23 protein-coding genes are annotated in these 24554 nt (G+C 66.0%); 5 read left to right on the forward strand and 18 right to left on the reverse strand.

Annotation, left to right across the window (positions count from 1 at the left end):
* Positions 1 to 2: 2 nt before the first annotated feature.
* Both ACS7SF_RS12830 and ACS7SF_RS12835 read right to left on the reverse strand, forming a co-directional pair.
* Positions 3 to 1241 (reverse strand): UbiH/UbiF/VisC/COQ6 family ubiquinone biosynthesis hydroxylase, encoded by a 1239-nt coding sequence (locus tag ACS7SF_RS12830; RefSeq protein WP_439890135.1) that lies wholly within the window; start codon positions 1239 to 1241, stop codon positions 3 to 5.
* 5 nt (positions 1242 to 1246) lie between these two features.
* Entirely contained in the window at positions 1247 to 2626 is a 1380-nt protein-coding gene (locus ACS7SF_RS12835) for an aminopeptidase P N-terminal domain-containing protein (RefSeq protein WP_439890136.1), read from the reverse strand.
* A gap of 240 nt (positions 2627 to 2866) precedes the next feature.
* Between ACS7SF_RS12835 and ACS7SF_RS12840 the strand changes: the two genes are divergently transcribed.
* A complete protein-coding gene (locus tag ACS7SF_RS12840; protein ID WP_439890137.1) occupies positions 2867 to 4939 on the forward strand; it encodes a putative bifunctional diguanylate cyclase/phosphodiesterase in 2073 nt (690 codons plus the stop codon).
* Between the two features lie 21 nt (positions 4940 to 4960).
* Here ACS7SF_RS12840 and murU read toward each other — a convergent pair whose 3' ends face one another.
* The 4 genes from murU to ACS7SF_RS12860 all read right to left on the reverse strand — a co-directional run bounded on the left by murU (position 4961) and on the right by ACS7SF_RS12860 (position 7911).
* Positions 4961 to 5662 (reverse strand): N-acetylmuramate alpha-1-phosphate uridylyltransferase MurU, encoded by a 702-nt coding sequence (murU, locus tag ACS7SF_RS12845; RefSeq protein ID WP_439892751.1) that lies wholly within the window; start codon positions 5660 to 5662, stop codon positions 4961 to 4963.
* Between the two features lie 20 nt (positions 5663 to 5682).
* Complete coding sequence (locus ACS7SF_RS12850; RefSeq protein ID WP_439890138.1) at positions 5683 to 6009, reverse strand: AzlD domain-containing protein; 327 nt, start codon at positions 6007 to 6009, stop codon at positions 5683 to 5685.
* Between the two features lie 106 nt (positions 6010 to 6115).
* Entirely contained in the window at positions 6116 to 6841 is a 726-nt protein-coding gene (locus ACS7SF_RS12855) for an AzlC family ABC transporter permease (protein WP_439890139.1), read from the reverse strand.
* Positions 6841 to 7911 carry an aminoglycoside phosphotransferase family protein gene (locus tag ACS7SF_RS12860; protein WP_439890140.1) on the reverse strand — a complete coding sequence of 357 codons (1071 nt, stop codon included), beginning with the start codon at positions 7909 to 7911 and terminating at the stop codon, positions 6841 to 6843. The genes ACS7SF_RS12855 and ACS7SF_RS12860 overlap by 1 nt, the downstream gene beginning before the upstream one ends.
* A gap of 165 nt (positions 7912 to 8076) precedes the next feature.
* On the opposite strand from ACS7SF_RS12860, the gene ACS7SF_RS12865 reads away from it, so the two are divergent.
* The 4 genes from ACS7SF_RS12865 (at position 8077) to rsmA (ending at position 13992) form a co-directional block, all read left to right on the forward strand.
* A complete protein-coding gene (locus ACS7SF_RS12865) occupies positions 8077 to 10506 on the forward strand; it encodes an LPS-assembly protein LptD (protein WP_439890141.1) in 2430 nt (809 codons plus the stop codon).
* Between the two features lie 7 nt (positions 10507 to 10513).
* Entirely contained in the window at positions 10514 to 12010 is a 1497-nt protein-coding gene (locus ACS7SF_RS12870; RefSeq protein ID WP_439890142.1) for a peptidylprolyl isomerase, read from the forward strand.
* Between the two features lie 89 nt (positions 12011 to 12099).
* The gene (pdxA, locus tag ACS7SF_RS12875; protein WP_439890143.1) at positions 12100 to 13113 is read left to right on the forward strand and encodes a 4-hydroxythreonine-4-phosphate dehydrogenase PdxA; all 1014 of its coding nucleotides are present in this window, start codon (positions 12100 to 12102) and stop codon (positions 13111 to 13113) included.
* 33 nt (positions 13114 to 13146) lie between these two features.
* Positions 13147 to 13992 carry a 16S rRNA (adenine(1518)-N(6)/adenine(1519)-N(6))-dimethyltransferase RsmA gene (gene rsmA, locus ACS7SF_RS12880; RefSeq protein WP_439890144.1) on the forward strand — a complete coding sequence of 282 codons (846 nt, stop codon included), beginning with the start codon at positions 13147 to 13149 and terminating at the stop codon, positions 13990 to 13992.
* Here the strand turns inward: rsmA and ACS7SF_RS12885 are convergent.
* The 12 genes from ACS7SF_RS12885 to glyQ all read right to left on the reverse strand — a co-directional run bounded on the left by ACS7SF_RS12885 (position 13979) and on the right by glyQ (position 24542).
* Positions 13979 to 14884, reverse strand: a complete 906-nt coding sequence (locus ACS7SF_RS12885; protein ID WP_439890145.1) for a DMT family transporter — start codon at positions 14882 to 14884, stop codon at positions 13979 to 13981. The genes rsmA and ACS7SF_RS12885 overlap by 14 nt on opposite strands.
* On the reverse strand, positions 14868 to 15275 hold the full coding sequence (gloA, locus tag ACS7SF_RS12890) for a lactoylglutathione lyase (RefSeq protein WP_439890146.1): 408 nt from the start codon (positions 15273 to 15275) through the stop codon (positions 14868 to 14870). Before gloA ends, ACS7SF_RS12885 begins: the two co-directional genes overlap by 17 nt.
* Positions 15276 to 15344: 69 nt before the next feature.
* Entirely contained in the window at positions 15345 to 15926 is a 582-nt protein-coding gene (locus tag ACS7SF_RS12895; RefSeq protein WP_439890147.1) for a dual specificity protein phosphatase family protein, read from the reverse strand.
* A gap of 26 nt (positions 15927 to 15952) precedes the next feature.
* Positions 15953 to 16444, reverse strand: coding sequence for a hypothetical protein (locus tag ACS7SF_RS12900; RefSeq protein WP_439890148.1), 492 nt, complete (start codon positions 16442 to 16444; stop codon positions 15953 to 15955).
* The gene (locus ACS7SF_RS12905; protein ID WP_439890149.1) at positions 16441 to 17580 is read right to left on the reverse strand and encodes an MGDG synthase family glycosyltransferase; all 1140 of its coding nucleotides are present in this window, start codon (positions 17578 to 17580) and stop codon (positions 16441 to 16443) included. The genes ACS7SF_RS12900 and ACS7SF_RS12905 overlap by 4 nt, the downstream gene beginning before the upstream one ends.
* A 103-nt stretch (positions 17581 to 17683) precedes the next feature.
* Positions 17684 to 18427 (reverse strand): hypothetical protein, encoded by a 744-nt coding sequence (locus ACS7SF_RS12910; RefSeq protein ID WP_439890150.1) that lies wholly within the window; start codon positions 18425 to 18427, stop codon positions 17684 to 17686.
* Between the two features lie 60 nt (positions 18428 to 18487).
* Positions 18488 to 19354, reverse strand: coding sequence for a M48 family metallopeptidase (locus ACS7SF_RS12915; protein WP_439890151.1), 867 nt, complete (start codon positions 19352 to 19354; stop codon positions 18488 to 18490).
* The gene (locus ACS7SF_RS12920) at positions 19351 to 20103 is read right to left on the reverse strand and encodes a lysophospholipid acyltransferase family protein (RefSeq protein WP_439890152.1); all 753 of its coding nucleotides are present in this window, start codon (positions 20101 to 20103) and stop codon (positions 19351 to 19353) included. Before ACS7SF_RS12920 ends, ACS7SF_RS12915 begins: the two co-directional genes overlap by 4 nt.
* Positions 20104 to 20114: 11 nt before the next feature.
* Complete coding sequence (gene gmhB, locus ACS7SF_RS12925) at positions 20115 to 20702, reverse strand: D-glycero-beta-D-manno-heptose 1,7-bisphosphate 7-phosphatase (protein WP_439890153.1); 588 nt, start codon at positions 20700 to 20702, stop codon at positions 20115 to 20117.
* 22 nt (positions 20703 to 20724) lie between these two features.
* Positions 20725 to 22818 carry a glycine--tRNA ligase subunit beta gene (gene glyS, locus ACS7SF_RS12930; RefSeq protein ID WP_439890154.1) on the reverse strand — a complete coding sequence of 698 codons (2094 nt, stop codon included), beginning with the start codon at positions 22816 to 22818 and terminating at the stop codon, positions 20725 to 20727.
* A gap of 84 nt (positions 22819 to 22902) precedes the next feature.
* Positions 22903 to 23562 (reverse strand): hypothetical protein, encoded by a 660-nt coding sequence (locus ACS7SF_RS12935; RefSeq protein ID WP_439890155.1) that lies wholly within the window; start codon positions 23560 to 23562, stop codon positions 22903 to 22905.
* Positions 23559 to 24542, reverse strand: coding sequence for a glycine--tRNA ligase subunit alpha (gene glyQ / locus ACS7SF_RS12940; protein ID WP_439890156.1), 984 nt, complete (start codon positions 24540 to 24542; stop codon positions 23559 to 23561). Before glyQ ends, ACS7SF_RS12935 begins: the two co-directional genes overlap by 4 nt.
* Between the last annotated feature and the right edge of the window lie 12 nt (positions 24543 to 24554).

Genomic DNA, 24554 nt, shown 5'->3' on the forward strand with positions numbered 1-24554 from the left:
CCCTAGCCCCGCTGCCCGAACATCATCTGCCGCGCCAGCCCGTGCTTGAGCGGCGGCAGGCATTCCAGCAGCGTAAGCGCTGCGCCGCGCAGGTGGCCGAACGTGCGGCCGGGCACGGCAAACGCGCGCGGCAGCAGGTCGGTCAGGCCGATGGTGACGGCGCGGTCGAACGCGCGTTCGCGGGCGAAGCGGGCGAGGGTGGCAGGCGTTGCACCATCACGCAGCGCGCGGGCCATCTCAAACGCATCGCGCAGGCCGAGGTTGAAGCCTTGGCCGGCGACAGGGTGAATCGTCTGTGCGGCATTGCCGATGGCCGCGACACGGCGGTCCACCGGAATGCGCTGCGCATGCAGCCCGAGCGCGAACGCGTGGCGCGGGCTGGCATGCGTGAAGCGGCCCATGCGGTCGCCAAACGCGGCGCTCAGTTCGGCGAGGAAGATGTCGTCGGGCAGTGCGGCGCGGCGCCGCGCTTCCTCGGGCGAGCAGCACCAGACCAGCGCGTAGCCTGGGCCTTGCGCGTCGTCTTGCGGCAGCAGCGCGAGCGGGCCTTCGGGCGTGAAGCGCTCCCACGCCCAGCCGTCGAGCGGCGCGCTGCAGCGCACGTGCGCGACGATGGCGGTCTGGCCGTAGTCGCGGCGGCGCGCGTGGGCGAGGCTGCCGGCCTGCTTGCGCGCGTCGTCGAACAGGCCGCCTTCGGCCTGGATGACGACTTCGGTTTCGATGGCCAGCGGGTGACGGCCCTCATGTCGCTCACCTTGGAGCGCCCGCACGCGTGCCGGGGCGATGGTGCCGTCGGCGCGTGGTAGCTGCTCCACACGTTCGACCGGCGTGTGGTCGTAGCGGGTGAGGCGGTTCGGGTGACGCTGCATCTGCGTGGCCAGCGCGGCGTTGAGCGCGGCGCTCAGGTCGCCGTATTGCACGACATGGCCGAGCGCGGGCACGTCGTAGTCCTCGCGGCGGATATGCGCCTGCCCGAAGTGGCCGCGCTGCGAGACATGGATATGCGTGATGGGCGTGGCGCGCGTGGGCCAACCGCTAATCTCCTGCAGCAGCACACGCGAGCCGTGCGACAGCGCCAGCGCGCGCGGGTCATGCGCGGCAGCTTCGGCATCGCGTGCGTCGAACAGGGCGATGCGCCAGTCGGTATCGCGCAGCAGCCAGTTGGCCAGCGCCAGCCCCACCGGCCCCGCGCCGACGATGGCGACGTCGAAGTCCGCCTGCGTGACACCTGTGGTAGTCATGTCCGTCATTGCTGGCCTCGCATCACCGCTTCGATTTCGTCCACGGCGACGGGCACGTCGCGCGTGATGATCTCGCAGCCTTCGGGCGTGACGATGGCGTCGTCTTCAATGCGGATGCCGATGTGCCAGTACTGCTCGGGCACGCCGGGCGCGGGGCGCACGTAGATGCCGGGTTCGACGGTCAGCACCATGCCGGCTTCCAGCGGGCGCCACGGGCGTTCGCCTTCAGCGGGCGCTGACGTATTCGGCGTGCGGTATTCGCCCACGTCATGCACGTCCATGCCGAGCCAGTGGCCCGTGCGGTGCATGTAGAACTGGCGGTACTGGCCGCCGGCGAGCACATCGTCGAGTGTGCCGACCTGGTTGGCGTCGAGCAAGCCGGTGTCGAGCATCCCTTGGGCCAGCACGCGCGTGGCGGCGTCGTGCGGCACGTTGTAGGGCACGCCGGGGCGCGTTTCGGCGATGGCGGCTTCCTGCGCTGCGACCACGAGTTCATACAGCTCGCGCTGCGGCCCGGAGAAGCGGCCGTTGACGGGGAAGGTGCGCGTAATGTCCGACGCGTAGCCGTCCAGCTCGCAGCCGGCGTCGATCAGGCAGAGGTCGCCGTCGCGCAGTTCGGCGTTGCCGGCGCGGTAGTGCAGTACGCACGCGTTCGGGCCGGTGGCGACGATGGAGTTGTAGGCGACGCTCTGCGCGCCATGGCGGCGGAATTCGTACAGCAGTTCCGCTTCGAGGTGGTATTCGCGCAGGCCGGCCCGCGACGTTTGCATGGCGCGCACATGTGCCCCGGCGGAGATGCGCGCGGCGCGGCGCATGATGTCGAGCTCGCCCGCATCCTTGAACAGGCGCAGTTCGTCGAGGATGGCGCGCACATCCAGCGCCTGGTGCGGCGACGACACACCCGCGCGGCCCTGCATGCGCACGGCACCGAGCCAGCGGCGCATGCGGCGGTCGAACGTGCCGCTCTCGGCCAGCGGATACGCCACGGCGGCCGCGTTGGCGAGCAGCTTGGGCAGCGCCGCGTCAATCTCTTCCACCGAATGCGCTTCATCCAGGCCGAAAGCTTCGCGGGCACCTTCGGGGCCGAAGCGGAAGCCGTCCCAGATCTCACGTTCTTCGTGCTTGGGGCGGCAGAACAGCACGCTGCGTGCCGGTGCGTTGCCCGCAGGCACCACGATGGCGAGCACCGCTTCAGGTTCGGTAAAGCCGGTCAGGTAGTAGAAGTAGCTGTCGTGGCGATAGGGGTAGTCGCTGTCGCGGTTACGCATCGCTTCGGGTGCGGTCGGCACGATGGCGACGCCACCGCCTGCCGCGCGCAGCCATTGCGCGACGCGCTCGCGGCGCTGGCGATAGGTCTGGAGGAAAGCGAGTTCGGTGGCGGACATGGCGTGTTTTCCAGCGGCAAAAAGGATGCGTCGATTGTAACGCCGCCCCGTGGAGCTCTCTGGGCCTGCGCGGGGTCATCTGAGCGCATCTCAATTGCAAAGAAAATTGTGACGTCGCGGCCAGTCGTCTAAAGTCTCGGCCCGGCGCGGTCGATAGACCGTTGTGTCGCTTCTTTATGTTGCGACCTCCGCCTGCATTGAAATGGCCGCATTGGCTCGCTCTGCTCAGAAGGAATCCCGATGCTCGCCAGCAGCTATAACCCGCTTCTCGTTCTCCTGTCGCTATTCGTGGCCATCTTGGCGGCGTATACCGCGCTGGACATGGCGGGACGGGTGAGTACCGCACGCGGCCGCGCCGCACTGTGGTGGCTGGTCGGCGGGGCATCGGCCATGGGGTTGGGTATCTGGTCGATGCATTTTGTCGGCATGCTGGCCTTCAGCCTGCCGATTCCGCTTGGCTATGACGTAGGCATCACGCTGGCGTCCCTGGCCATTGCGATTGCAGCGTCGGCGTTTGCGCTGTGGCTGGTCAGTCAGCGCGAACTGCCGTGGCCACGGTTGGCGAGCGGCGCGCTGCTGATGGGCGCCGGCGTGGCGGGCATGCACTACACGGGCATGGCCGCGCTGCGCATGACGCCGGGTATCCACTACGACCCCGCGATGTTTGCGCTGTCGGTGCTGGTTGCTGTGTTGGCCTCGGGGACGGCGCTGTGGATTGCCTTCCACCTACGTCGTCAGTCGCATCGCGTGCGTGCGCTACGCGCCGGCTCTGCCGTGGTGATGGGCGTGGCCATTGTCGGCATGCACTACACGGGCATGGAAGCCGCTGCGTTTCCACTGGGCAGTGTGTGCAGCGCGGCCCGCACCGGCGTGAGCGCCGAATGGCTGGCGCTGGTGATCGTTATCGTCACGCTGGCCGTGCTGGCGATCGCGCTCATCATCTCCGTGCTCGACATGCGGATGGAGGCGCGTACCACGGTGCTGGCGAACTCGTTGGCCGAGGCGAACGAAGAGCTCGCCTATCTGGCGTTGCACGACAACCTCACCAAGCTCTCCAATCGCCTGCTGCTGGACGATCGCCTGAACCAGGCTATACGCACCGCAGACCGCGAGAAGCGTCGCTTCGCGGTGATGTTCATGGACCTCGACGGCTTCAAGGCCGTGAACGATGTGTATGGCCACCACGTCGGCGATCTACTGTTGATCGACGTGGCGCAGCGTATCGTCAGCAGTGTTCGCCAGCAGGACACCGTGGCGCGTGTCGGCGGGGATGAGTTTGTCGTGCTCGCGCAGGTGGACGATCCGCAAGACGCCGGCAGCCTGGCCGATGCGCTGCTGGAGGTGGTGCGCGAGCCCTTCATGTCGGGCGGCCATGAGTTGCGTGTGTCCACCAGCGTTGGCATTGCGATCTATCCGGGCGATGGCGCCAACCAGCACGATCTGCTGACCAATGCCGACGCGGCCATGTACCACGCCAAGGGCCTGGGCCGGAACGCCTACTGCTTCTTCGAGCCTTCGATGAACGCCAACGTGCACAAGCAGTTGCAGCTTGTGCAGGACCTGCGCCTGGCGCTGGAGCGCAATGAACTCGTGCTGCACTACCAGCCGAAGTTCCACGCGCCCGACGGCCCCATCACCGGCGTGGAGGCGCTGGTGCGCTGGCAACATCCGGTGCGCGGTCTGGTGCCGGCCCACGAGTTCATCCCTCTGGCCGAAAAAACCGGCCTGATTGTGTCGCTTGGCGCCTGGGTGCTGGATGAAGCGTGCCGCCAGATGGCGCAGTGGCGCCGCGAGGGACACACCACGTGGACGGTCGCCGTGAATCTGTCCGCGCTGCAGTTCAGCCACGCCGCGCTGATCGACACCGTGCGCGACGCGCTGGCCCGCCATGCGCTCGATCCGCACAGCCTGGTGCTGGAAATCACGGAATCCACCGCCATGCGCGATGCCGATGCGAGTCTGCACATCCTCCAGCAACTGGATGCGATGGGCGTGCGCATTTCGATCGACGATTTCGGCACGGGCTATTCCAGCCTGCTGTACCTCAAGCGCTTGCCCGCCAGCGAACTGAAGATCGATCGAGGCTTCGTGCGCGACCTGGCGCATGACACGGAAGATGCGGCCATCGTCTCGGCCATCGTGGCGCTGGGGCAGACGCTGAACCTGCGCATCGTGGCGGAGGGTGTCGAGACCGCCGAGCAGCAGGCGTTTCTGACGCGGCTCGGCTGTGATTCGCTGCAGGGCTATCTGCTGGGCCGCCCGATGACGGCGGCATCGCTCAGCGCCGCGGTGGCTAACGGCGTCACGGTGTAACGCTGTAAAGGGCTCAGGGACTCAGCGCGAGCGCACTTCGGCGTCGAGTGCGGCCAGTTGGGCTGGCGTGCCGACGTTTTCCCAGCGGCCGTCAAAGCGCTCGCCCGTGGCGCGGCCCTCGGCAATCGCCTGGTGGTACAGCGGCGTCATGGCCATCCGCGTGCCGGGCGCAATGCCGGCAAACAGGCGGGTGTCGTACAGGCCGATGTTGCCGAACGTGAGGCGCTCGGTGCCGTCGGCGTGGAGCGCGCCCGTGTCGTCCAGGGCGAAATCGCCGCGCAGGTGGTACGGCGGATTGGGCACCATCACCAGATGCATGCCCGGCGTGGTCTGCGCAGCCAATGCCGGTGCGCGTTCGCGCAGCGCGGCGTAGTCGTAATCGCAAAACACGTCACCGCTCACGGCAATGAACACGCTATGGCCATCACCGGCATGCAGCAGCGGCATCGCTTGGACAACGCCGCCCGCTGTCTCCAGCGCTTCGCCTTCGGGCGAATACGCGAGGCGCACGCCCCAGGTGCTGCCGTCACCCAACGCGGCTTCGATCTGTGCGCCGAGCCATGCATGGTTGATGACGATGTCGCGCACGCCGGCAGCGGCCAGGCGTTCGATCTGCCACACGATGAGCGGTTTGCCGCCCACGTTAAGCAGCGGTTTGGGTGTGTGGTCGGTCAGCGGGCGCATGCGGTCACCGCGCCCGGCGGCGAAGATCATCGCCCGCATTGTGGAATGCAGCGTCGAATTCAAGCCATCACCTTCATCAGAATCAGTAGGACGGCCATGCCGCCGACAATGGTCCACATCGCGCTCTTGGTCACCCGTGCGATGACGATGGCAACGATGCCGGCGATCAGGCGCGGGTTGTCGGTGGACACGGCTAGCGCGCTGTCGCGCATCAGCAGGTCGGGCGCAATGAGCGCGGTCAGCATCGCCGCTGGCACGTAGGGCAGGGCGCTGCGGAACCACGTTGGCAGATTCATGCGCCCTTCGAGCGCGATGAACGACAGGCGGATCAGATACGTTGCCGCGCCGGAAATCAGCAGCACGCCCAGGAGGATCAAGGCCTTCATGCTGCTGCCTCCTTGTGCGTGGCAGTCGGCGTGAGGCGGTAGTGCCGGCAGCCGGCGGCATTCGCGGTCGTGCGCATCCCCACTGCGTGGGGCCCCTGCTTACTGCTCATGCCGCCACCTCCTTCTTGGGTTTGCTCAGCAAGCGCTCGACGATCGCCCCAATGGCGATACCCACGCACGCCGCGCTCATCAGCCCAAGCTTGTGCGGCCAGCCCGTCCACGCCACGGCCAGCGCCGCACCCGCCAATGCGGCCGCCAGTTGCGCACGCGTGCGAAGCGAGGGCACCACGATGGCGATGAACGTGAGCGGCAGGAAGAAATCGAGCGGCCACGTGGTCGGCACCTGCGCGCCCAGCACCACACCGATGAGGGTCGACGCCTGCCAGCTCGTCCACAACGCCACGCCGGCACCCAGGAAGTACCAGTGGCGGTACGCTGCTTCCTCGCTGCCGGGCTGCGCCGTGACCACGCGCCGATTCATGGCGGCGAACGCTTCGTCTGTCAGCAGATAGGCAATCAGCCATTTCCAGCGGCGTGGCAGATGCGCCAGCGCCGGAGCGATGCTGGCGGAGTACAGCGCATGCCGCAGGTTCACCATCGACACCGTGGCCGCAATGATCAGCGCGGGCGCGCCGCCGGCCCACAGTTGCACCAGGATCATCTGCGAGGCGCCGCCGAACACGATGGCGCTCATCGCCACGGCCAGCCACGCGGGCATGCCCGCCGACGTGGCCAGCACCCCGTAGATCAGCCCAAACGGCACCACGCCCAGCAGCATGGGGGCGAGCGCCAACGCGCCGGCGCGGAACTCAGTCGCGCGGGGGGATGACATCAGAACGTGTAGCCGACCTGCTGGGCGCGGTCTTCGAGCTGATCGAGCAGGCGGGCCAGCGGCGCCAGCGCGTTGTAGCGGCTGCACACGCGGCGCAGGTACGCGATGAAGCGCGGGGTGTCTTCCACGTAGCCGGTCTTGCCATCGCGGTAGCACAGGCGCGCGAAGATGCCGGCCACCTTCAGGTGACGCTGCGCGCCCATCCATTCGAGCGCGCGGTAGAACTCGCCAAAGTCCTCGTCAACCGGCAGGCCGGCTTTGCGCGCAGCTTCCCAGTAGCGCACCGCCCAGTCGAGCTCCTCTTCTTCTTCCCACGACAGGAAGGCGTCACGCAGCAGCGAGGCCACGTCGTAGGTGATCGGGCCGTACACGGCGTCCTGGAAGTCCAGCACACCGGGCTGCGACGGGTCAGCCGCGTTGATCATCAGGTTGCGCGGCATGTAGTCGCGATGCACGTACACGCGCGGCTGGGCCAGAGCGCTGTCGACCAGCAGCTTGAACACCTTGTCGAGCGATTCGCGCTGCGTGGCATCCAGCGGGCGCTGCAGGTGGCAGTCGATGTACCAATCCGGGAACAGCGCCAGTTCGCGGCGCAGCAGCGCTTCGTCGTACGGCGGCAGCTCGCCCTCGCGCGAGGCCAGCTGCCAGCGCACCAGCGTATGGATGGCCGGGCGGAACAGCGTATTGGCGTAGGCGAGATCGAAGTTGTGCTCGCGCAGCGATTGCAGGTAGGTTTGCGGGCCCAGGTCGGTGAGGAGCAGGAAACCCTGCGCGAGATCCTGTTCCAGCACCTTCGGCGCGTGCACGCCAGCGCCGTTCAGCAGGCCGGCCACGTGGACGAACGGGCGGCAGTCCTCCTGGGGCGGCGGCGCGTCCATGACGATCAGCGTGCCGGGTTGGCCGTTGACAGCGCCTTCCACGCGGAAATAGCGGCGGAAGCTGGCATCGGCCGAGGCCGGTTGCAGGGTATCGATGCGCAGGCCGTGGGCGGCGGGCAATGTGCCGAGCCAGTCGCGCAGGGGTTGGAGGCGCGCGTCGTTTGCGCCGGTGGCGCCGGGGGTGGAAGCCATGCTGAGGGACCGCTGGAATGGAGCAGGAAGGAAGCCCCGTATAATACCCGACCGAGTTTCGCTGCGAGTGCCCGCAAGCCCTGCCAGGGCCGTGCCCGGCGGCGGAATACCGACGATGATGTGCCCGTGCGCGCCTGTGCGCACGCAGCCCAGTTCCCGATCTGCATGACCGAACCGAACCGAGCCAGGAAACCCCGGCAGCGCCCTGCTGTGACCGTGCCCGAGCAGGCGAGCCCCAACCGCCGCAGCACGCTGGCATTGCGCCCGCTGGTGTTTGCACTGGCCGGTGTCTGGACGGCAACGTCGAGCGCGCAAAGCCAAGGGATCGCCCAGCCGGCGGCTTCGGTGGCGACGCCAGCTTCGTCCGTGACGGCGCTGGCCACCTCCGGCCCCACCACGCCGGGCGGCAGCCCGTTGGTGCCCAAGATGGCCGAGCCGGTCCAACGCCCCGACAACACGGTCCCGTCGTTTGCCGCCGCTGACACCATGGACGGCCGCACCAACGAAGATGTCCATCTGCGCGGCCATGGCGAGCTGCGCCGCAATGGCACCGTCATCAAGGGCGACACGCTGGATTACAACCAGGACACCGACGTCGCCACCGCCACCGGCAACGTGCGGCTGTTCAAGGGCGGCACGCTGGTCACCGGGCCGGACGCCAAGCTCAAGGTCACCGCCAACGAAGGCACCATGAGCACGCCGTCCTACGAATTCCACACGACGGGCGGCCACGGCACCGCCGAGCGCATCGACTTCATCGACAAGGACAACAGCCGCATCACGCGCGGCACGTACACCACGTGTTCGCCCGACAGCGTTGACTGGTACTTCAGCGCGAGCCGCATCGACATCGACAGCGACCGTCAGGTCGGCTCCGGTCGAAACGGCGTGCTGCATTTCATGGGCGTGCCGGTGTTTGCCACGCCGATGATGGATTTCCCGCTCAACGACGACCGGCGCAGCGGTATCCTCCCGCCGGTGTTCGGCTACAACAGCCGCAGCGGTGCAGACGTTACGCTGCCGTACTACTTCAACATCGCACCCAACCGCGATCTGACGCTGTACCCCCGTCTGCTGACCACGCGTGGCCTGCAACTGGGCGCGGAATACCGCTATCTCGGCGCCTCATACGGCGGTGTCCTGCGCGGTGAGTTCCTCCCCGATGACCGCGAGGCGGGCCGCAACCGCTGGTCGTTCGCCGTGCAGCACACTCAACGCCTGGCGCCGGGTCTGAACGCCTACGTCAACTACAACAAGGTCTCCGACAGCACGTATCCGGACGACCTCGGCCGCAGCATCGTTCAGGCCACGCAGCGCCAGTACGTGCAAGAGGGCGGCGTCACGTATTCGTTCGGCGACTGGGTTGCGCTGGCACGCGTGCAGAAGTTCCAGACGCTGTCGACGGCCACCACGCCGCTGTCGCCGCCGTATGAACGTGAGCCGCAACTGAATCTGACGTACAACCGGTATGACGTCGGCGGCTTCGACATCAATTTCCAGACCGACTACACGCGCTTCTCCATTCCGGTGGACAACGTCGTCCAAGGCGAGCGCCTGTTCATGCAGCCGACGATCAGCTATCCGATCATCCGCCCCGGCTGGTTTGTCACGCCGAAGTTCATCCTGAACGCCACGTCCTATCGACTGGATCGCCCGGCCGGCGACACGCAGCAATCGCAGATTAACCGCACGCTGCCGACGTTCTCGCTCGATTCCGGCATGACGTTCGAGCGCGATGCATCGGTGGTCTCCAGGCTGTTTGGCGTGAGCTACATCCAGACACTGGAGCCGCGCCTGTTCTACGTGTACACGCCATACCGAGACCAGTCGCAGATTCCGCTGTTTGACACCGCGCAGTCGGACTACAACCTCGGCCAGATCTTCACCGAGAACCCGTACACCGGTTACGACCGTATTGCCGACAACAACAAGCTGACGGCCGGCGTGACCACGCGTTTCATCGAGGCGGAATCGGGCATTGAGCGGTTGCGCGCCACGATCGCACAACGTATCGACTTTGAAGGCCAGCGCGTGACGCTGGCTGGTGCTGCGCCCACATCGGTGCGCCGCTATTCGGACCTGCTGGGCGCGACCACGATCCAGATGTTCCGCGGCATCTTTTTCGATACGAACCTTCAGTACAATCAGGACATCGACCGCCTCATGCGCTCGACCGTTGCGCTGAGCTGGAAGCCGGAAGCCAACAAGGTGATCAACCTCGGTTACCGCTACTACCGGCAAGATGCCAACACCGGTCAGCTGCCGCTGGAGCAGGCCGATATCTCGGCGCAGTGGCCGATCACGCGGCGCCTGTACGGCCTGGGCCGCATCGGTTACGACATGGATGCGAAGAAGCCGTCGGACATGCTGCTTGGCCTCGAGTATGTCGCCGACTGTTGGGTTGGCCGGCTGGCGGTGCAGCGCTACAGCAACGCGGTTTCGGGCTATACGACACACATCTTTGCCCAGATCGAGTTCAAGGGCCTGTCGAAGGTGGGGAACAATCCGATCGACGTGATTCGTCTGAACGTGCCTGGCTATCAGCCGGTGTCCGCGCAGCCGATTACGCCGTCCGTGCTGGATCAATATGAATAACGACATCATGGCTTTCCAATCGACCGCTTCTGCCACGCGCGTGGCATCTTCGGGCCGTCTGCCTATGCGTAAGGCGACCGCGGCCGGCATGCTGGTGGCACTGATGGCGGGCGCCATGCTGTCGCCTGCCGTCCTGGCGCAGCAGGCGCAACCGGCCAAGAAGGGTGCCGTGCGCGGCATCTTCGCCAACCCGACTTCGTCGCCCAGCCAGCCGTTGCTGCAAGGCACGCTACCCGGGCCGACGGTGAGCGGCACACCGCGCAGCCAGCTCGTTGACGAAGTGGTGGCCGTGGTCAATACCGACGTCATCACCCGCCGCGAGCTGCTCAATCGGGCGGATCTAGTGGAGCGCACCTTCCAGGCACAGAATCGCCCGCTGCCACCGCGCGCCGATATGCTCGGCGAGGTGCTGGAGCAACTGATCCTGGAGCGCGTGCAGGCGCAGACCGCCAAGGAAAGCGGCATCCGTGTGTCGGACGCCGATGTGGACCGCGCCGTGGAAACCGTGGCCCAGCGCAACAATCTGACGGTGCCGCAGCTCAAGGGCAAGCTGGCGGAATCGGGCATGGCCTACAACAAGTATCGCGAGGACTTGCGCCAGGAAATCCTGATGGCGCGTCTGCGCGAACGCGACGTCGACTCCAAGGTCCAGGTGTACGACGGCGAGATCGACAACTTCCTCGCGCAGCAGGGCGGCGGTGCCGCTGCTGCTGGCGAGCAGCAATACAACGTCGCGCAGATCCTCGTGCCAGTGGCCGAGGGGGCGACGGCCGAGCAAAAGGCTGCGGCCCGCAGCAAGGCCGAGGCGCTGCTCAAGCAAGCGCAGGGCGGCGCCGATTTTGCCAAGCTGGCGCGCGAGAATTCCGCGGCGCAGGATGCCTCGCAGGGTGGTGAACTGGGTCTGCGCCCCATCGGCCGTCTGCCGGCCGTGTTTGCCAATGCGGTGATCGACATGAAGGCCGGTCAGGTCGGCAGCGAGGTGATCGAAAGCCCGGCTGGCTACCACGTGATCAAGCTGCTGGAAAAGCGCGCGCCGAGCACGGCCATCGCCACCAAGGTACAGCAGACGCAGGTGCGCCACATCCTGATCAAGACCGGCGCGACCATGTCGGCCGACGACGCACGCCGCCAACTGGCCGGTCTGCGTGATCGCATCGTGCACGGGTACGATTTTGGTGACGCGGCGCGTCGCTACTCGCAGGATGGTTCGGCGAGCGCGGGCGGCGAGCTGGGCTGGGTATCGCCCGGCCAGCTGGTGCCGGAGTTTGAGCAGGCGATGAACCAGCTCAAGCCGGGCGATGTCTCGCAGCCGGTGCAGAGCCAGTTTGGCGTGCACCTGATCCAGGTGGAAGGCCGCCGCGAGGCCGAGGTGCCGGTGGACCGCCAGCGCGACTATGCGCGCTCGGTGATCCGCGAGCAGAAGGTGCAGGCGGCGTACGAAGACTGGCTGCGTGAGCTGCGTGACAGCGCCCACGTGGAATACCGCGTCAACCGTCAGCAGTAAGCGACGGCATTGCGCAATCGCACACGGCCGCCTGCGGGCGGCCGTGGTGTTTCTAGAATGACATCGACTCCTTTGTAGACAAGCGTCGCATGCTGAACATTGCCATCACCACCGGCGAGCCCGCCGGCATCGGTCCAGACATCACCGTGGCAGCCTTGCTGCACCTCGCGCGGCAGGCGTCGCGCTATGCCGACGTGCAGTGGCACGTGATCGGCAATGCCGCCTTGCTGCAGGAGCGTGCCCAGGCGATCGGACAGGGCGATTTCTGGCGTGCTGTGTCGACGGCGCTGACCATCGTCGATCGGCCCTTGGGTGCGCCGGTGCGCGCGGGGTTGCTCGATGCCGCCAATGGGCGCTATGTGCTGGATGTGCTCGATGCCGCCATCGACGGCTGCCTATTGGACACAGCCGACCGTTATGACGCGATGGTCACCGCGCCTGTGCAGAAGAGCACCATCAACGACGCGGGCGTGCCGTTTACCGGTCACACTGAATACTTGGCCGAGCGCAGCCGCACGCCGCGCGTGGTGATGATGCTGGCCGGCCCACAACCTGCACACAACAACGCCATGCTGCGCGTGGCGCTGGCAACTACGCATCTGCCGTTGCGCGACGTGCCGGACGCGATTACGCCCGAGGTGCTCGATGAGACGCTCGACACCCTCCAGCAGGAACTGCGTGCGCGCTTTGCGGTGAACGCGCCACGCATCTTCGTGACGGGGTTGAACCCGCACGCCGGCGAGTCGGGCCACCTCGGCCGCGAAGAGATGGAAGTGATCGAGCCGGCCATTGCCCGTGCGCTGGAGCGTGGCATCAACGCGCGGGGCCCGTATCCGGCCGATACGCTCTTCCAGCCGCGCCTGCTGGCGGAGGCCGATTGCGTGCTGGCGATGTATCACGATCAGGGTCTGGCGCCGCTCAAGTACGGCACCTTCGGCCGTGGTGTGAATATCACGCTTGGGCTGCCGTTTGTGCGCACCTCGGTTGACCACGGCACCGCGCTGAATCTGGCGGGCACGGGCCGCGCCGAGTTCAGCAGCCTGATCGAGGCCATCGACACGGCCATTGCCATGGCGCGCCAGACGGCCCGCACACCTTCCTGATTTCTGTTTCTCTTTTTGACTGCGAGTTTCGCGATGGCACGATCCACGACCGGCGTTCACCAGGGGCACCAGGCCCGCAAGCGCTTCGGCCAGAACTTTCTGGTGGATGACGGCGTGATCCACGCCATTGTGGCCGCCATCGATCCGCAGCCGGACGATGTGCTCGTCGAGATCGGCCCCGGCCTGGGCGCGCTCACCGTGCCGCTGATGGAGCGTGTACGCACGCTGCAGGTGGTCGAGCTGGATCGCGATCTTGTGGCGCGCCTGCAGAAGCGCTTTGGCGATCGGCTGATCGTCCATGCGGGCGATGCGCTGGCGTTCGACTTTGGTTCGCTACACGTGCCGGGCCGATCCCTGCGTATTGTTGGCAACCTGCCGTACAACATTTCCAGTCCGCTGTTGTTCCACCTGGCGGCGTTTGCTGACCGCGTGCGTGATCAGCACTTCATGCTGCAGAAAGAGGTGGTCGACCGCATGGTGGCCGCGCCGGGCAGCAAGGCGTTCAGCCGGCTCTCGGTGATGCTGCAGGTGCGGTACTACATGGAGCAGGTGCTGGATGTGCCGCCAGGTTCGTTCAACCCGCCGCCCAAGGTGGATTCGGCCGTGGTGCGGATGATTCCGTGGCCGGCGGACAAATCGCCGTATGCGCCGGTGGACATGCGCGCGCTGGGCACCGTGGTGACGATGGCGTTTTCGCAGCGGCGCAAGGTGTTGCGCAACACGCTGGGCGCGCTGCGTGATGTGATCGATTTCGAGGCACTGGGTTTCGACCTCGGCCGTCGCGCAGAAGAGGTGCCGGTGGAAGACTTCGTGGCGGTAGCGAACGCGCTGCCGGCAAATCGCATTGCCGGCAGCGTGTCAGACCTTAGCGAAGATTGACGAGTAGGATGCCGGATAGCACCAATGCTGCGGCCAGCGCAAACCGCAGGCCGACCGGTTCGTGCAGCAGCAACACGCCAAAGGCCACACCAAACAGCGGCGTCAAGAACGAGAACACCGACAGCCGCGACGCCAGGTAACGGCGCAGTAGCCAGAACCACGCCAGGTAGCTCGCAAACGCAATCAGCACGGATTGGTACGCGAGGCTCGCCAGCGCGGTCGGCGTCAGGTTGGCGGTGAAGATCTGACCTGTGCCCAGCGCCATCACCATCAGCAGCACGGCCGAGACAGCCAACTGATACAGCAGCGTCTTGGCCGCTGGCGCATTCGACAGCTTGCTCGCCCGCACGACGATGGTCGTGGCGCCCCATAGCGCGCCCGCAACCACACCCAGTGCATCGCCCACCGATGTCGACGGGCCCGCAGCCGGGCGCAGGATGCCGTCGGCAAACGCCAGCACGATCCCCGCAAAGGCCACCGCAATGCCGAGCCACTGGCGCGGCCGCAGGTGCTCGCCCGGCACAAAGACGTGCAGGCCGAGTGCGGTGAACACGGGTGCGGTGTACACGAAGACCGCCATGCGCGAGGCCGTCGTGTAGCCCAGGCCGATGAAGATGCAGAGGAACTCGACGCCGAACAGCAAGCCCGCGACCAGGCCACCCGGCAGCGTGCCATCGCGTACCGACAGGCACGTACCGCGCCACAGCGCAAACGCCAGCACCAGCAGCGAGGCAATCGTAGAGCGCACGCCGGCCTGCATGATCAGCCCCACATCGTGCGCGGCAATCTTGATGGCGACCTGCTGGAAGCCCCACGACATGCACAGCACCAGCATCAGCCCGATGGCGATGCTGTCCAGCGGCCGGCGGACCGCGTCAGTGGCGGTTGCCATCGGGCATCGAGCGCGCCTGGATCAACTCGATCTTGTAGCCGTCCGGGTCTTCCACAAAGGCGATGATGGTGCTGCCGCCTTTGACGGGACCGGCTTCGCGGGTGACCTTGCCGCCCGCGTTGCGGATCTGGTCGCAGGCCTGCGCGGCGTTGTCGACTTCAATGGCGAGGTGGCCGAACGCGGTACCGAGTTCGTACGCGCTCACGCCATAGTTGTAGGTCAGCTCGATGACGGTGTTGCCGGCTTCCGGGCCGTAGCCGACGAAGGCCAGCGAGTACTTGTATTCGGGGTTGTCGCTGGTGCGCAGCAGTTGCATGCCAAGCACCTGGGTGTAGAAATTGATCGAGCGCTGCAAGTCGCCGACGCGCAGCATGGTGTGGAGCATTCGCATGGGTTTCCTTCCTTGGGGGACTGCGGGGAAGGCGATATTGTAGGAGCGGATGCCCGAACGTGCAGGCGCCTAGCTCTCGACCTGCCGGCGCAATTGCTCGATATCCACCCGCTGCAGATAGTGCGTGATGTTCTGCCAGATGGCATGGAAGCCGTAGCCGCCGTGTTGCAGCTCCTCCAGCGCCTGCTCTTTCGTCCAGCCCTGGTACACCACGCGGTACAGCGCCGACACCAGCCCCGTGCGGTCCGCGCCGTGCTGGCAGTGGATCAGCACTGGGCCTTCGTGGTCGAGTGCGCGCAGGGCCTTGAGCGCGGTCACCATATCGGTGTCGCGGATGTTCCAGGTGTTGATGGGAATGCGCTGCAGCGTGATGCCGCTGCCTGCCAGGATCTCACTGTCCGAGTGGAAGGCTCGGAAACTGATGACCTTTTTGATGCCAAGCTTCTGCAACTGCGGGACATCGTCTTTCGAGAGCTGCGCGCTACGGTAGAGCGAGGGCGTGATGCGGTGCAGATTGCTCACCGGCGACTCCGGTACGTTCTGCGCCCATTGCAACGGGCGGGGGGCGGGTGCGGGCGTTGACTCTGCGCTGCCGAAGGTCAGCACGCCAGCAAACAGGAAAACGGCAGTGGCAACAGCAAGAATGCGCATGGCGATCGTGGGAGTGCGGTCGTCGATCAGCGTGCCGCAGTGCGTGCACGCGAGAAGAAGAACAGGGCGAAGGCGGCGGCGCTCATCGTCCAATAGTCGGTCGGGGCAAAGGCGATCCAGTGGATGTGCCACGGCACGTAAGCTGGCGTGAACTTCGCGATACCGTACGCGGGGTTCAGCACGAACCATAGAAAATCTTCCACCAGCCAGAAGAGCATGATGCAGGCGATGATGCGTGCCTCGATGCGCCACGACCATTGGCCGTTGAAGACCGCCGGCAGGTGGAAGAACAGCGCCACGAACGGGAACACCCAGGCGTGGTAGCCCGTCATCGGGCGGCCGCCCCAGAAGAGGTCGAGCAGCCAGTGTTTTTCAATCCGCCAGGTGGGCAGATTGGCGGCCCAGCCGGCGCTGCCTTCGATCTGGATTTCGACATTGGCGAAGAAGAACCCGAGCAGCACCACCCAGGCCACCAGCGCCAGCGTGCGGCGCTGCGGAACGAAGGCGGCGGTGCTCATGCGGCGTCGGCCTGCGCAGTGAGCCCGAGCACGCGGTCGAGCACGAATTGCCCGGCATGCGGGCGGCCCAGCGGCCCGATCTTACGCCGCATGGTGACCAGGCGATCGGGCTCCCGGAGCAGCGCGTGAATGCGGAACTCCAGGGCCGCATCGTCGATGGCCTTGAGCGCGACGCCCTGTTCGAGCAGGAAATCGGCGTTGCGTTCTTCCTGGCCGGGGATGGGCGAGTTGACGATCATCGGCAACTGCATCGCCAGGCATTCGGAGGTGGTCAGCCCTCCGGGTTTGGTGATGACGAGGTCGGCGCAGGCCATCAGACGTTCCACCTGTTGCGTGAAGCCTTGCGGGAAGAGCCGCCCCGGATGGCGCTGCGCAACGCGCTGAAGCGCTTCCAGCATCGTTTTGTTCTTGCCGGCCAGCGCCACGAGCTGGAAGTCGCCGTCCATCGCCAGCAGGCGTTCGGCCAGGGTATCGAGGCCACCCAGGCCGGCGCCGCCCGACATCATCAGGAAGGTCTTGCGCTGTGGATCCATGCCGAACTCCGCCGCACACGTGGCACGGTCGAGCGGTTTGCCGAAGGCCGGCATGATCGGAATGCCGCTCACATGCACGGCATCTGCGGCCAGACCACGCTCGCGCATGCGCCAGGCGATTTCTTCGTTGGCGGCAAAGTAGCCGCGCATATTCGGCACGATCCACATGCTGTGCAGATCGAAGTCCGTCACCTGTACCCAGACCGGCACGTCGAGGTGCCCCTTGCGCAGTTCACGCGAGAGCAACTCTGCCGGCAGGAAGTGCGTGCAAATGATGGCGTCAGGGCGCTGGCGCTTGATCTCGGACAGCAGCGCGCGGCAACTGAGCCGCTCCACGGCGCGGCGCAGCTTTTGCGACAGCGCGCTGGGCGCGGCCTCGTCCGTCTTTTGGTACAGATAGCCCCACAGCGCCGGCTGGCTGCTGACCAGCTTGATATAGAAATCGGTGTACAGCTTGCGAAAGCCGGTCGACACGAAGTCCATCACATCGAGGTGCGTGGCTTCAATGCCGGCGGGGTGTGCATCGGCATAGGTGCGGATGGCCTCGGCGGCCCGCATGTGGCCGGCGCCAGCGCTGACGCTCAGGAGCAGAATCTTTTTCATGGTGGTGGCAGAAGCCCGGCTTCATGATGCCGGGGTGCCGTATTCTCCACCAACTGTGCGGTTCTGCGGAATGCCTCTTCCGGTTAGGCCGCAAACCGATGCGTTAGCGTGGCGCGATGGGCGGAAGGTCGATCCGCGTGTCGGCATCGCAGCCCAGGAACTGCCACTGGCTCGGTTTGAAGCGCGCATCGGGGCCATCGGGTTCGGGCTTGGCGAATTCCGCCACGATGTCGTAGGGAATCGAAGGCACATCGAAGCTGGCGATCTGCCCACGTTTGCAAGCGACGGATGCGGGCTGACCATCCCGGGTCAATTTCCCGTGCTTGTTGTGCGCGAACAGCGGACCGATGCGCTGGTCCTCGCTCAAGACGAGTTTTGCTCGGCCGGATACGTCCATCGCATCGGCGGTGACTCCAGCGACGCGCACCGGACGGGGAAACCGTACAGCGCGCAGACCCCGCAATGCGAGGGGCATGTCTTTCTCGCCGTTGTCGAACGGGTCGTAGCGGTTGATCTGGCTGCCAGCCGGAACGACCAGCTCGCCGTACTGAAAGTCCCGATCGAGGATGAAGTCTTCTCGCGCGGCCCGGTTCGCGGATTTTTCTCTGATGTCGAGCGTAGTACTGTGCATCTGGTAAGCCACGAGACCCGCCCACAGATCTGCTACGGCCAGGAAGACCGCCAGCCCCCACATCCATCGCCGCGCTTTCCGAGAGAGCGGAGGCTGCTTCGTGCGCCACCTTGCCACGACGACGCAGGCCATTGGAATCGTACCGAACACGCCGATGAGCGGCACGATGAAGAGAACGAAGAACGCCAGCAGGGACAGCGTAGGAGCGAAGATCATGAATGACGGGGCGGCGCGGTCAGCCGTGCGCAGCGCAGGTGGCTCAGGGGGGCGAACCCCTTAGAACGCCGGCAGATATTCCGGCGGATGCGAGCGCAGCTGTTCGCGCGCTTCTTTAAACTCGGGAAAGATCGATTCGACCGTATCCCAGAAGCGCGGGCTGTGGTTCATTTCCTTGAGGTGCGCCAGCTCGTGGGCAACCACGTAGTCGATCAGGCTCATCGGAAAATGCACGAGTCGCCAGTTCAGGCGGATCTTGCCGTCCGCCGTGCAGCTTCCCCAGCGCGTGGCGGCGGAAGACAGCGCATACGCGCTATGTCGCACGCCGAGGCGCTCGGCGTACACCTCGAGCCGCTCGCCGAACAGGCGCCGTGCTTGCGTCTGCAGCCAGCCTTGTACGCGGTCCTTGATCTGCTGTTCGGTGGTGGAAGGCGGCAGGCCCAGGTGCAGTACGCACGCGTCCGCGTCGAACATCAGCGCCCCGATGGGCGACTCCAGTTTCAGCGTGACCGTCTTGCCCAGGAAGGGCAGCGTGGCGCCGTCTTCCCACGCCATGGGCGGCAGCATGCGGCGCGCAGCATTGGTGCGCCATTCGGCCAGCTTGGCGAAGATCCACTTCTGCTTTTCGGCGATGGCGTGTTCGATCTCGCTGAGCGTGACCCAGCGCGGTGCCGTGATGGACAACCCGCGATCGTCGATGACAAAGCCGATGGTGCGTCGCGATGAGCGCTTGAGGTTGTAGACCAAGGCGCGCTCGCCCAATGTCAGGCGACGCTGGTTGGGCCCAAGCGGGGCGGCAGGATCGGAAGCAGACGGTGTGAGAAGCGGGGATTGCGGCTGCGGTTCGACTTCCGGCGCGAGCAGCGGCAACTCAAGCTGAACGCTGTCGGCAGTGGTGGGCGAAGTCGGGGGTCGCAGCAGTTTCATGCGCGCTCGCGGTAACTATCGGCGTCGATTCTACGCATTTCTGCTTCGATCCACGCTTCGACTTCGCGATTGAGCTCGTCGCTGGTCTTGCCGGCGGTCGAGATGGCCGGGCCGACCGACAGGGTGATCAGGCCCGGATACTTCAGGAACGAATTCCGCGGCCATACGCGCCCGGAGTTGTGCGCGATGGGGATGACCCACGCGCCGGTATCCACGGCAAAGCGCGCGCCGCCGCTCTTGTAGCGCGGCTTCGGGTCGCCCGAGCGCGTGCGGGTGCCTTCCGGGAACATGATTACCCATGCGCCATCCGCCAGGCGTTCCTTGCCCTGGCGGGCGACCGAGGCGAAGGCGTTGGCGCCGTCCTTGCGGTTGATGTGCACCATCTTGAGCATGCCCAGCGCCCAGCCGAAGAACGGCACATACAGCAGTTCGCGCTTGAACACGTAGCACAGCGGGCGCGGCATGGTCGCCACGAACGCCATGGTTTCCCATGCCGACTGGTGCTTGGAGAGCAGCACCACCTGCTTGTTGGTGGCAACGGCCTCTTCGATGTGCTCCCAACCCTGGTATTGCCAGCGGATGCCGACCATCCAGCGCGCCATCCAAATGGCGGACTTCGTCCAGCCCGAGACCATCCAGAAACGGCGGTGCGGGTTCATGAACGGAAACACGATGAAGCAGGCCACCGCATAGATCGGCGTCCAGACGACCAGAAACAGCAGGTACAGCAGGGAGCGGATAAAAGTCATTGGGGGCGAATTCAGGGAGCGCTGGGGGCACGCGTGGGCGTGCTGTGCGGCGCGGGGGACAGCAGCGCACGCGCAAACGCGCGCAGGTCCTGGTGAATCTGGGTGCCCGGAGGCAGGTTGCCGGCATCACGGGTCTTGGTGCCCTTGCCGGTCAGTACGAGATGCGGTACGGCGCCGACTTCCACACCGGCCTGCAGGTCGCGCAGCGAATCGCCGACCACCGGTACGCCCGTCAGATCGACATCGAAGCGGCGTGCGATCTCGATGAACATGCCGGCCTTGGGTTTGCGGCAGTCGCAGGCATCGGCGGCAGTGTGCGGGCAGAAGAAGACCGCATCGACGCGCCCGCCGTAGGTAGCGAGCGCCTTGTACATCTTCTCGTGCATCGCATTGAGCGCGGCGGCTTCGAAGAGCCCGCGTCCGATGCCTGACTGGTTGGTTGCCACCACCACCTGGTAGCCGGCCTGGTTCAGCTCGGCAATCGCTTCCAGGCTGCCGTCGATGGGGATCCACTCGTCGGGCGACTTGATGAACTGGTCGCTATCAAGGTTGATCACGCCATCGCGGTCGAGGATCACCAGCTTGGGAATGTGGGGCATGTCAGGCTCCGGAGCACCAGGCTTAGGCGGCCAGCTTGGAGATGTCCGCCACGCGGTTCATCAGGCCGTGCAACTGGCCCAGCACTGCGAGGCGGTTGTCGCGCAGGGCAGTGTCATCCGCCATCACCATCACGCCGTCGAAGAAGGTGTCGACCGCTTCGCGCAGACCGGCCAGCGTCTTGAGCGCGGTGGTGAAATCGCCGCGAGCAAAGGCATCGTGCACGTGCGGTTCGGCCGAGGCGATGGCGTCATGCAGTGCGCGCTCGGCATCTTCCTTGAGCAGTTGCGGCTGCACCGCACCGATGGCCACGTCGGTCTTCTTCAGGATGTTGGTGATGCGCTTGTTGGCGGCAGCCAGGGCTTCGGCTTGCGGCAGGGCGGCAAAGGCGCGAACGGCTTCGAGGCGCGCGACGATGTCGTCCAGGCGCTGCGGGCGCTGGCTGACCACGGCTTCCACCTCGTTGGTGCTGTAGCCCTTGTCCTTCAGGTAGCCGCGCAGGCGGTCGTACAGGAAGTCGGTGATGGCGGCCAGGTCCGGCTTGACGGCGGCGATGCCATCGAAGCTCGCAGCAGCAATCTGCAGCGCGTCGTTGATGGTGAGCGTGAGCGGCTTCTCGATCAGCATGCGCAGGATGCCCAGCGCGTGGCGGCGCAGTGCGAACGGGTCTTTCTCGCCCGTCGGCTGCAGGCCGATGCCCCAGATGCCGACCAGCGTTTCCACCTTGTCGGCCAGCGCCACCACGGTGCCCGTAGCAGTGGAGGGCAGCGCGTCGCCGGCAAAGCGCGGCTGGTAGTGCTCGGAGCAGGCCAGCGCCACGTCATCGGGTTCGCCGTCGTGGCGGGCGTAGTACGTGCCCATCGTGCCTTGCAGCTCGGGGAACTCGCCGACCATGTCGGTCAGCAAATCGGCCTTGGCCAGCAGCGCACCGCGCGAGGCATGGGAGCTATCCGCGCCCAGCTTTTCGGCGAGTTGGCCGGCGATGGCCTGCAGGCGCGACACGCGCTCAAGCTGCGTGCCGATCTTGTTGTGATAGACCACGCGCGAGAGCAGCGGCACGCGATCGGCCAGCGGCTTCTTCTTGTCCTGCTCGAAGAAGAAGCGCGCGTCGGCCAAGCGCGGGCGCACCACGCGCTCGTTGCCTTCGATGATGGCCTGCGGCGTGTCGGTGGCGATGTTCGAGACGATCAGGAAGCGGTTGCGCAGGTGGCCTTGGGCGTCGGTCAGCGCAAAGTACTTTTGGTTGGTCTGCATGGTCAGGATCAGGCACTCCTGCGGCACGGCGAGGAACGCTTCCTCGAAGTGGCAGGGGTAGACCACGGGCCATTCGACCAGCGCGTTCACTTCGTCCAGCAGCGATTCCGGCATGACGACCGTATCGGCGCCGGCCGTTTTGAGCAGCTCGGTGCGGATGGCGTCCTTGCGCTTGGCATAGCTCGCGATGACCTTGCCCTGCGACTCCAGCGTGCTCGCGTACGAAGTGGCGTCCTTGATGACGATTTCGCCGGCCGACAGGAAGCGGTGGCCCAGCGTGACGTTGCCCGATTGCAGGCCGAGCACGCTCGCGGGAATGACTTCGCTATCGAGCAGCGCAATCAGCTTGTGCGCAGGGCGCACGAACTGCACGTTGTCACCGTTCGGGCGCTGATACGTCATCACCTTCGGGATCGGCAGATTGGCGATGGTTTGCGACAGCGCGGTCTGCAGGCCATCAGCCAGCACGGCGCCGCGTGCGGTGTAGCGGTAGAAGAGCGCCTCGGTCTTGCCATCCGGCGCACGTTCGAGCGACTCGGGGGCGATGGCTTCTACGCCCACTGTCTTGGCCAGCGCGGCCAGCTTCTTGATGAGCGGTGCGGCGGGTTTGCCCTCGGCGTCGAAGGCGATGGTCACGGGCAGCACCTTCTCGCGCAGTTCGCGATCGGGCGCGGTGCGGCGCACGCCGGTGATCGATGCGGCCAGGCGGCGCGGCGTGGCAAAGCCTTCCACGGCAGCGCCTTCTTCGAGCAGGCCTTGCGCCGACAGACCGTCAAACAGGCCGCGCGCAAACGCCTCGCCCAGGCGGGCCAGCGCCTTGGGTGGCAGTTCTTCGGTCAGCAGTTCGATCAGGAGGGGGGACATAGCGTTGAATCGGTGACGTCGTTGTTCTGCGCCGCTTACGTCTTGTGTGCGGCGGTTACGTTGTTAGGTTCAGATCAGCAAGGCTTAACAGGGCGAACCCGGCACGGGCTCCACGCCCGAGAGCAGCCACACGCCGCCCTGCTGCTGGAACTGCAATTGGGTACCCGCGCATTGCCCCGGCGGAGGCGGTGGCGCAATCGGCGCGGGATTGGTGCCAGGCGCAGCCGCATCGCGGCGCAGGAAGCGGGCAGACAACGTGCCGCGCCGCGCGTCGTAGCGCACCTCTTGCAGCGTGCCCGACACGTTGAATTCGAGCCGGCTCGGTAGTTGCGTCGACGCGCGGAACACCCGCGCACGGCGCTGCGCCTTCGCCCCCACGCCTTGCCATTCCACCCACGTAAAGGGGAAGCGCAGGGCGGTGGCGTACGTGCGCAGCGGCACACGGTGCCAGCCCAGGTCACGCGCGCCGGACAGGTCGCATGCCATGGTCCGCGCCAGGCTCGTCCATTGGTCGAGCGCAGGCGGGGGCGGCGTCCAGGCGCCATTCAGCGCTTGCTGCAGCGGCTTGGCGTCGGCCACGCACATCTGCGTCAGGTTGCTCGGCACCACGTAGATCTTTTCCGTCGATGCCGGCTTGGCCGCGCGATGCCGCGCCGCTTGCGCAACGCTCGCCGGCAGTGCCAGCGCAGCGATGGACGCGGCGGTCAGCAGTGCCAGACCACGCCGCGCACGGGTGGCCGTCATGCGGCCTCCGGTGTCTTGGCGGCGGTGGCATAGGCCGTGCCGCACATCGGGAAGCCGAGCCGCTCGCGCGAGTCGTAATAGGCCTGCGCCACCGAGCGCGACAGGTTGCGGATACGGCCGATGTAGGCCGCGCGCTCCGTCACCGAAATGGCGCCGCGTGCGTCCAGCAGGTTGAAGGTGTGGCCGGCCTTGAGCACTTGCTCGTAGGCGGGCAGGGCGAGTTGTACGACAGGGGCGCCGTCATCCGTTGCCCCTTCCGCGGGCGCGCCCATCAGGCGCTTGGCTTCGGCTTCGTGTTCCGCGAAGCGGCGGAACAGCACGGCGGTGTCCGCGTGTTCGAAGTTGTAGGTCGATTGCTCGACTTCGTTCTGGTGATAGACATCGCCGTAGGTCAGGCGGCGTGTGACCGGGCCGTTCGGGCCGGGCTCTTCCCATTCCGTCCAAACCAGGTCGTAGACGTTCTCGACCTTCTGGATGTACATGGCCAGGCGTTCGATGCCGTAGGTGATCTCACCGGTGACGGGCTTGCAGTCCAGGCCGCCCACTTGCTGGAAGTACGTGAACTGCGTGACTTCCATGCCGTTGAGCCAGACTTCCCAGCCGAGGCCCCAGGCGCCGAGCGTGGGGTTTTCCCAGTCGTCTTCCACGAAGCGGACGTCGTTCTGCTTCAGGTCCAGGCCCAGCGCTTCAAGCGAACCGAGGTACAGGTCGAGGATGTTCTCCGGCGCCGGCTTGAGCACCACTTGATACTGGTAGTAGTGCTGCAGGCGGTTCGGGTTCTCGCCGTAGCGGCCGTCCTTGGGGCGGCGCGACGGTTGCACATACGCGGCACGCCACGGCTCGGGGCCGATCGCGCGCAGGAAGGTGTGCACGTGCGAGGTGCCGGCGCCGACTTCGAGGTCGATCGGTTGCAGCAGGGCGCAGCCCTGGGCGTCCCAGTACGACTGCAGCTTGAGAATGATTTGCTGGAAAGTAAGCATGGTGGTACCCGT

Origin of the sequence: Ralstonia sp. 25C (assembly GCF_051904805.1) — a bacterium.
Taxonomy (GTDB): Bacteria; Pseudomonadota; Gammaproteobacteria; order Burkholderiales; family Burkholderiaceae; genus Ralstonia.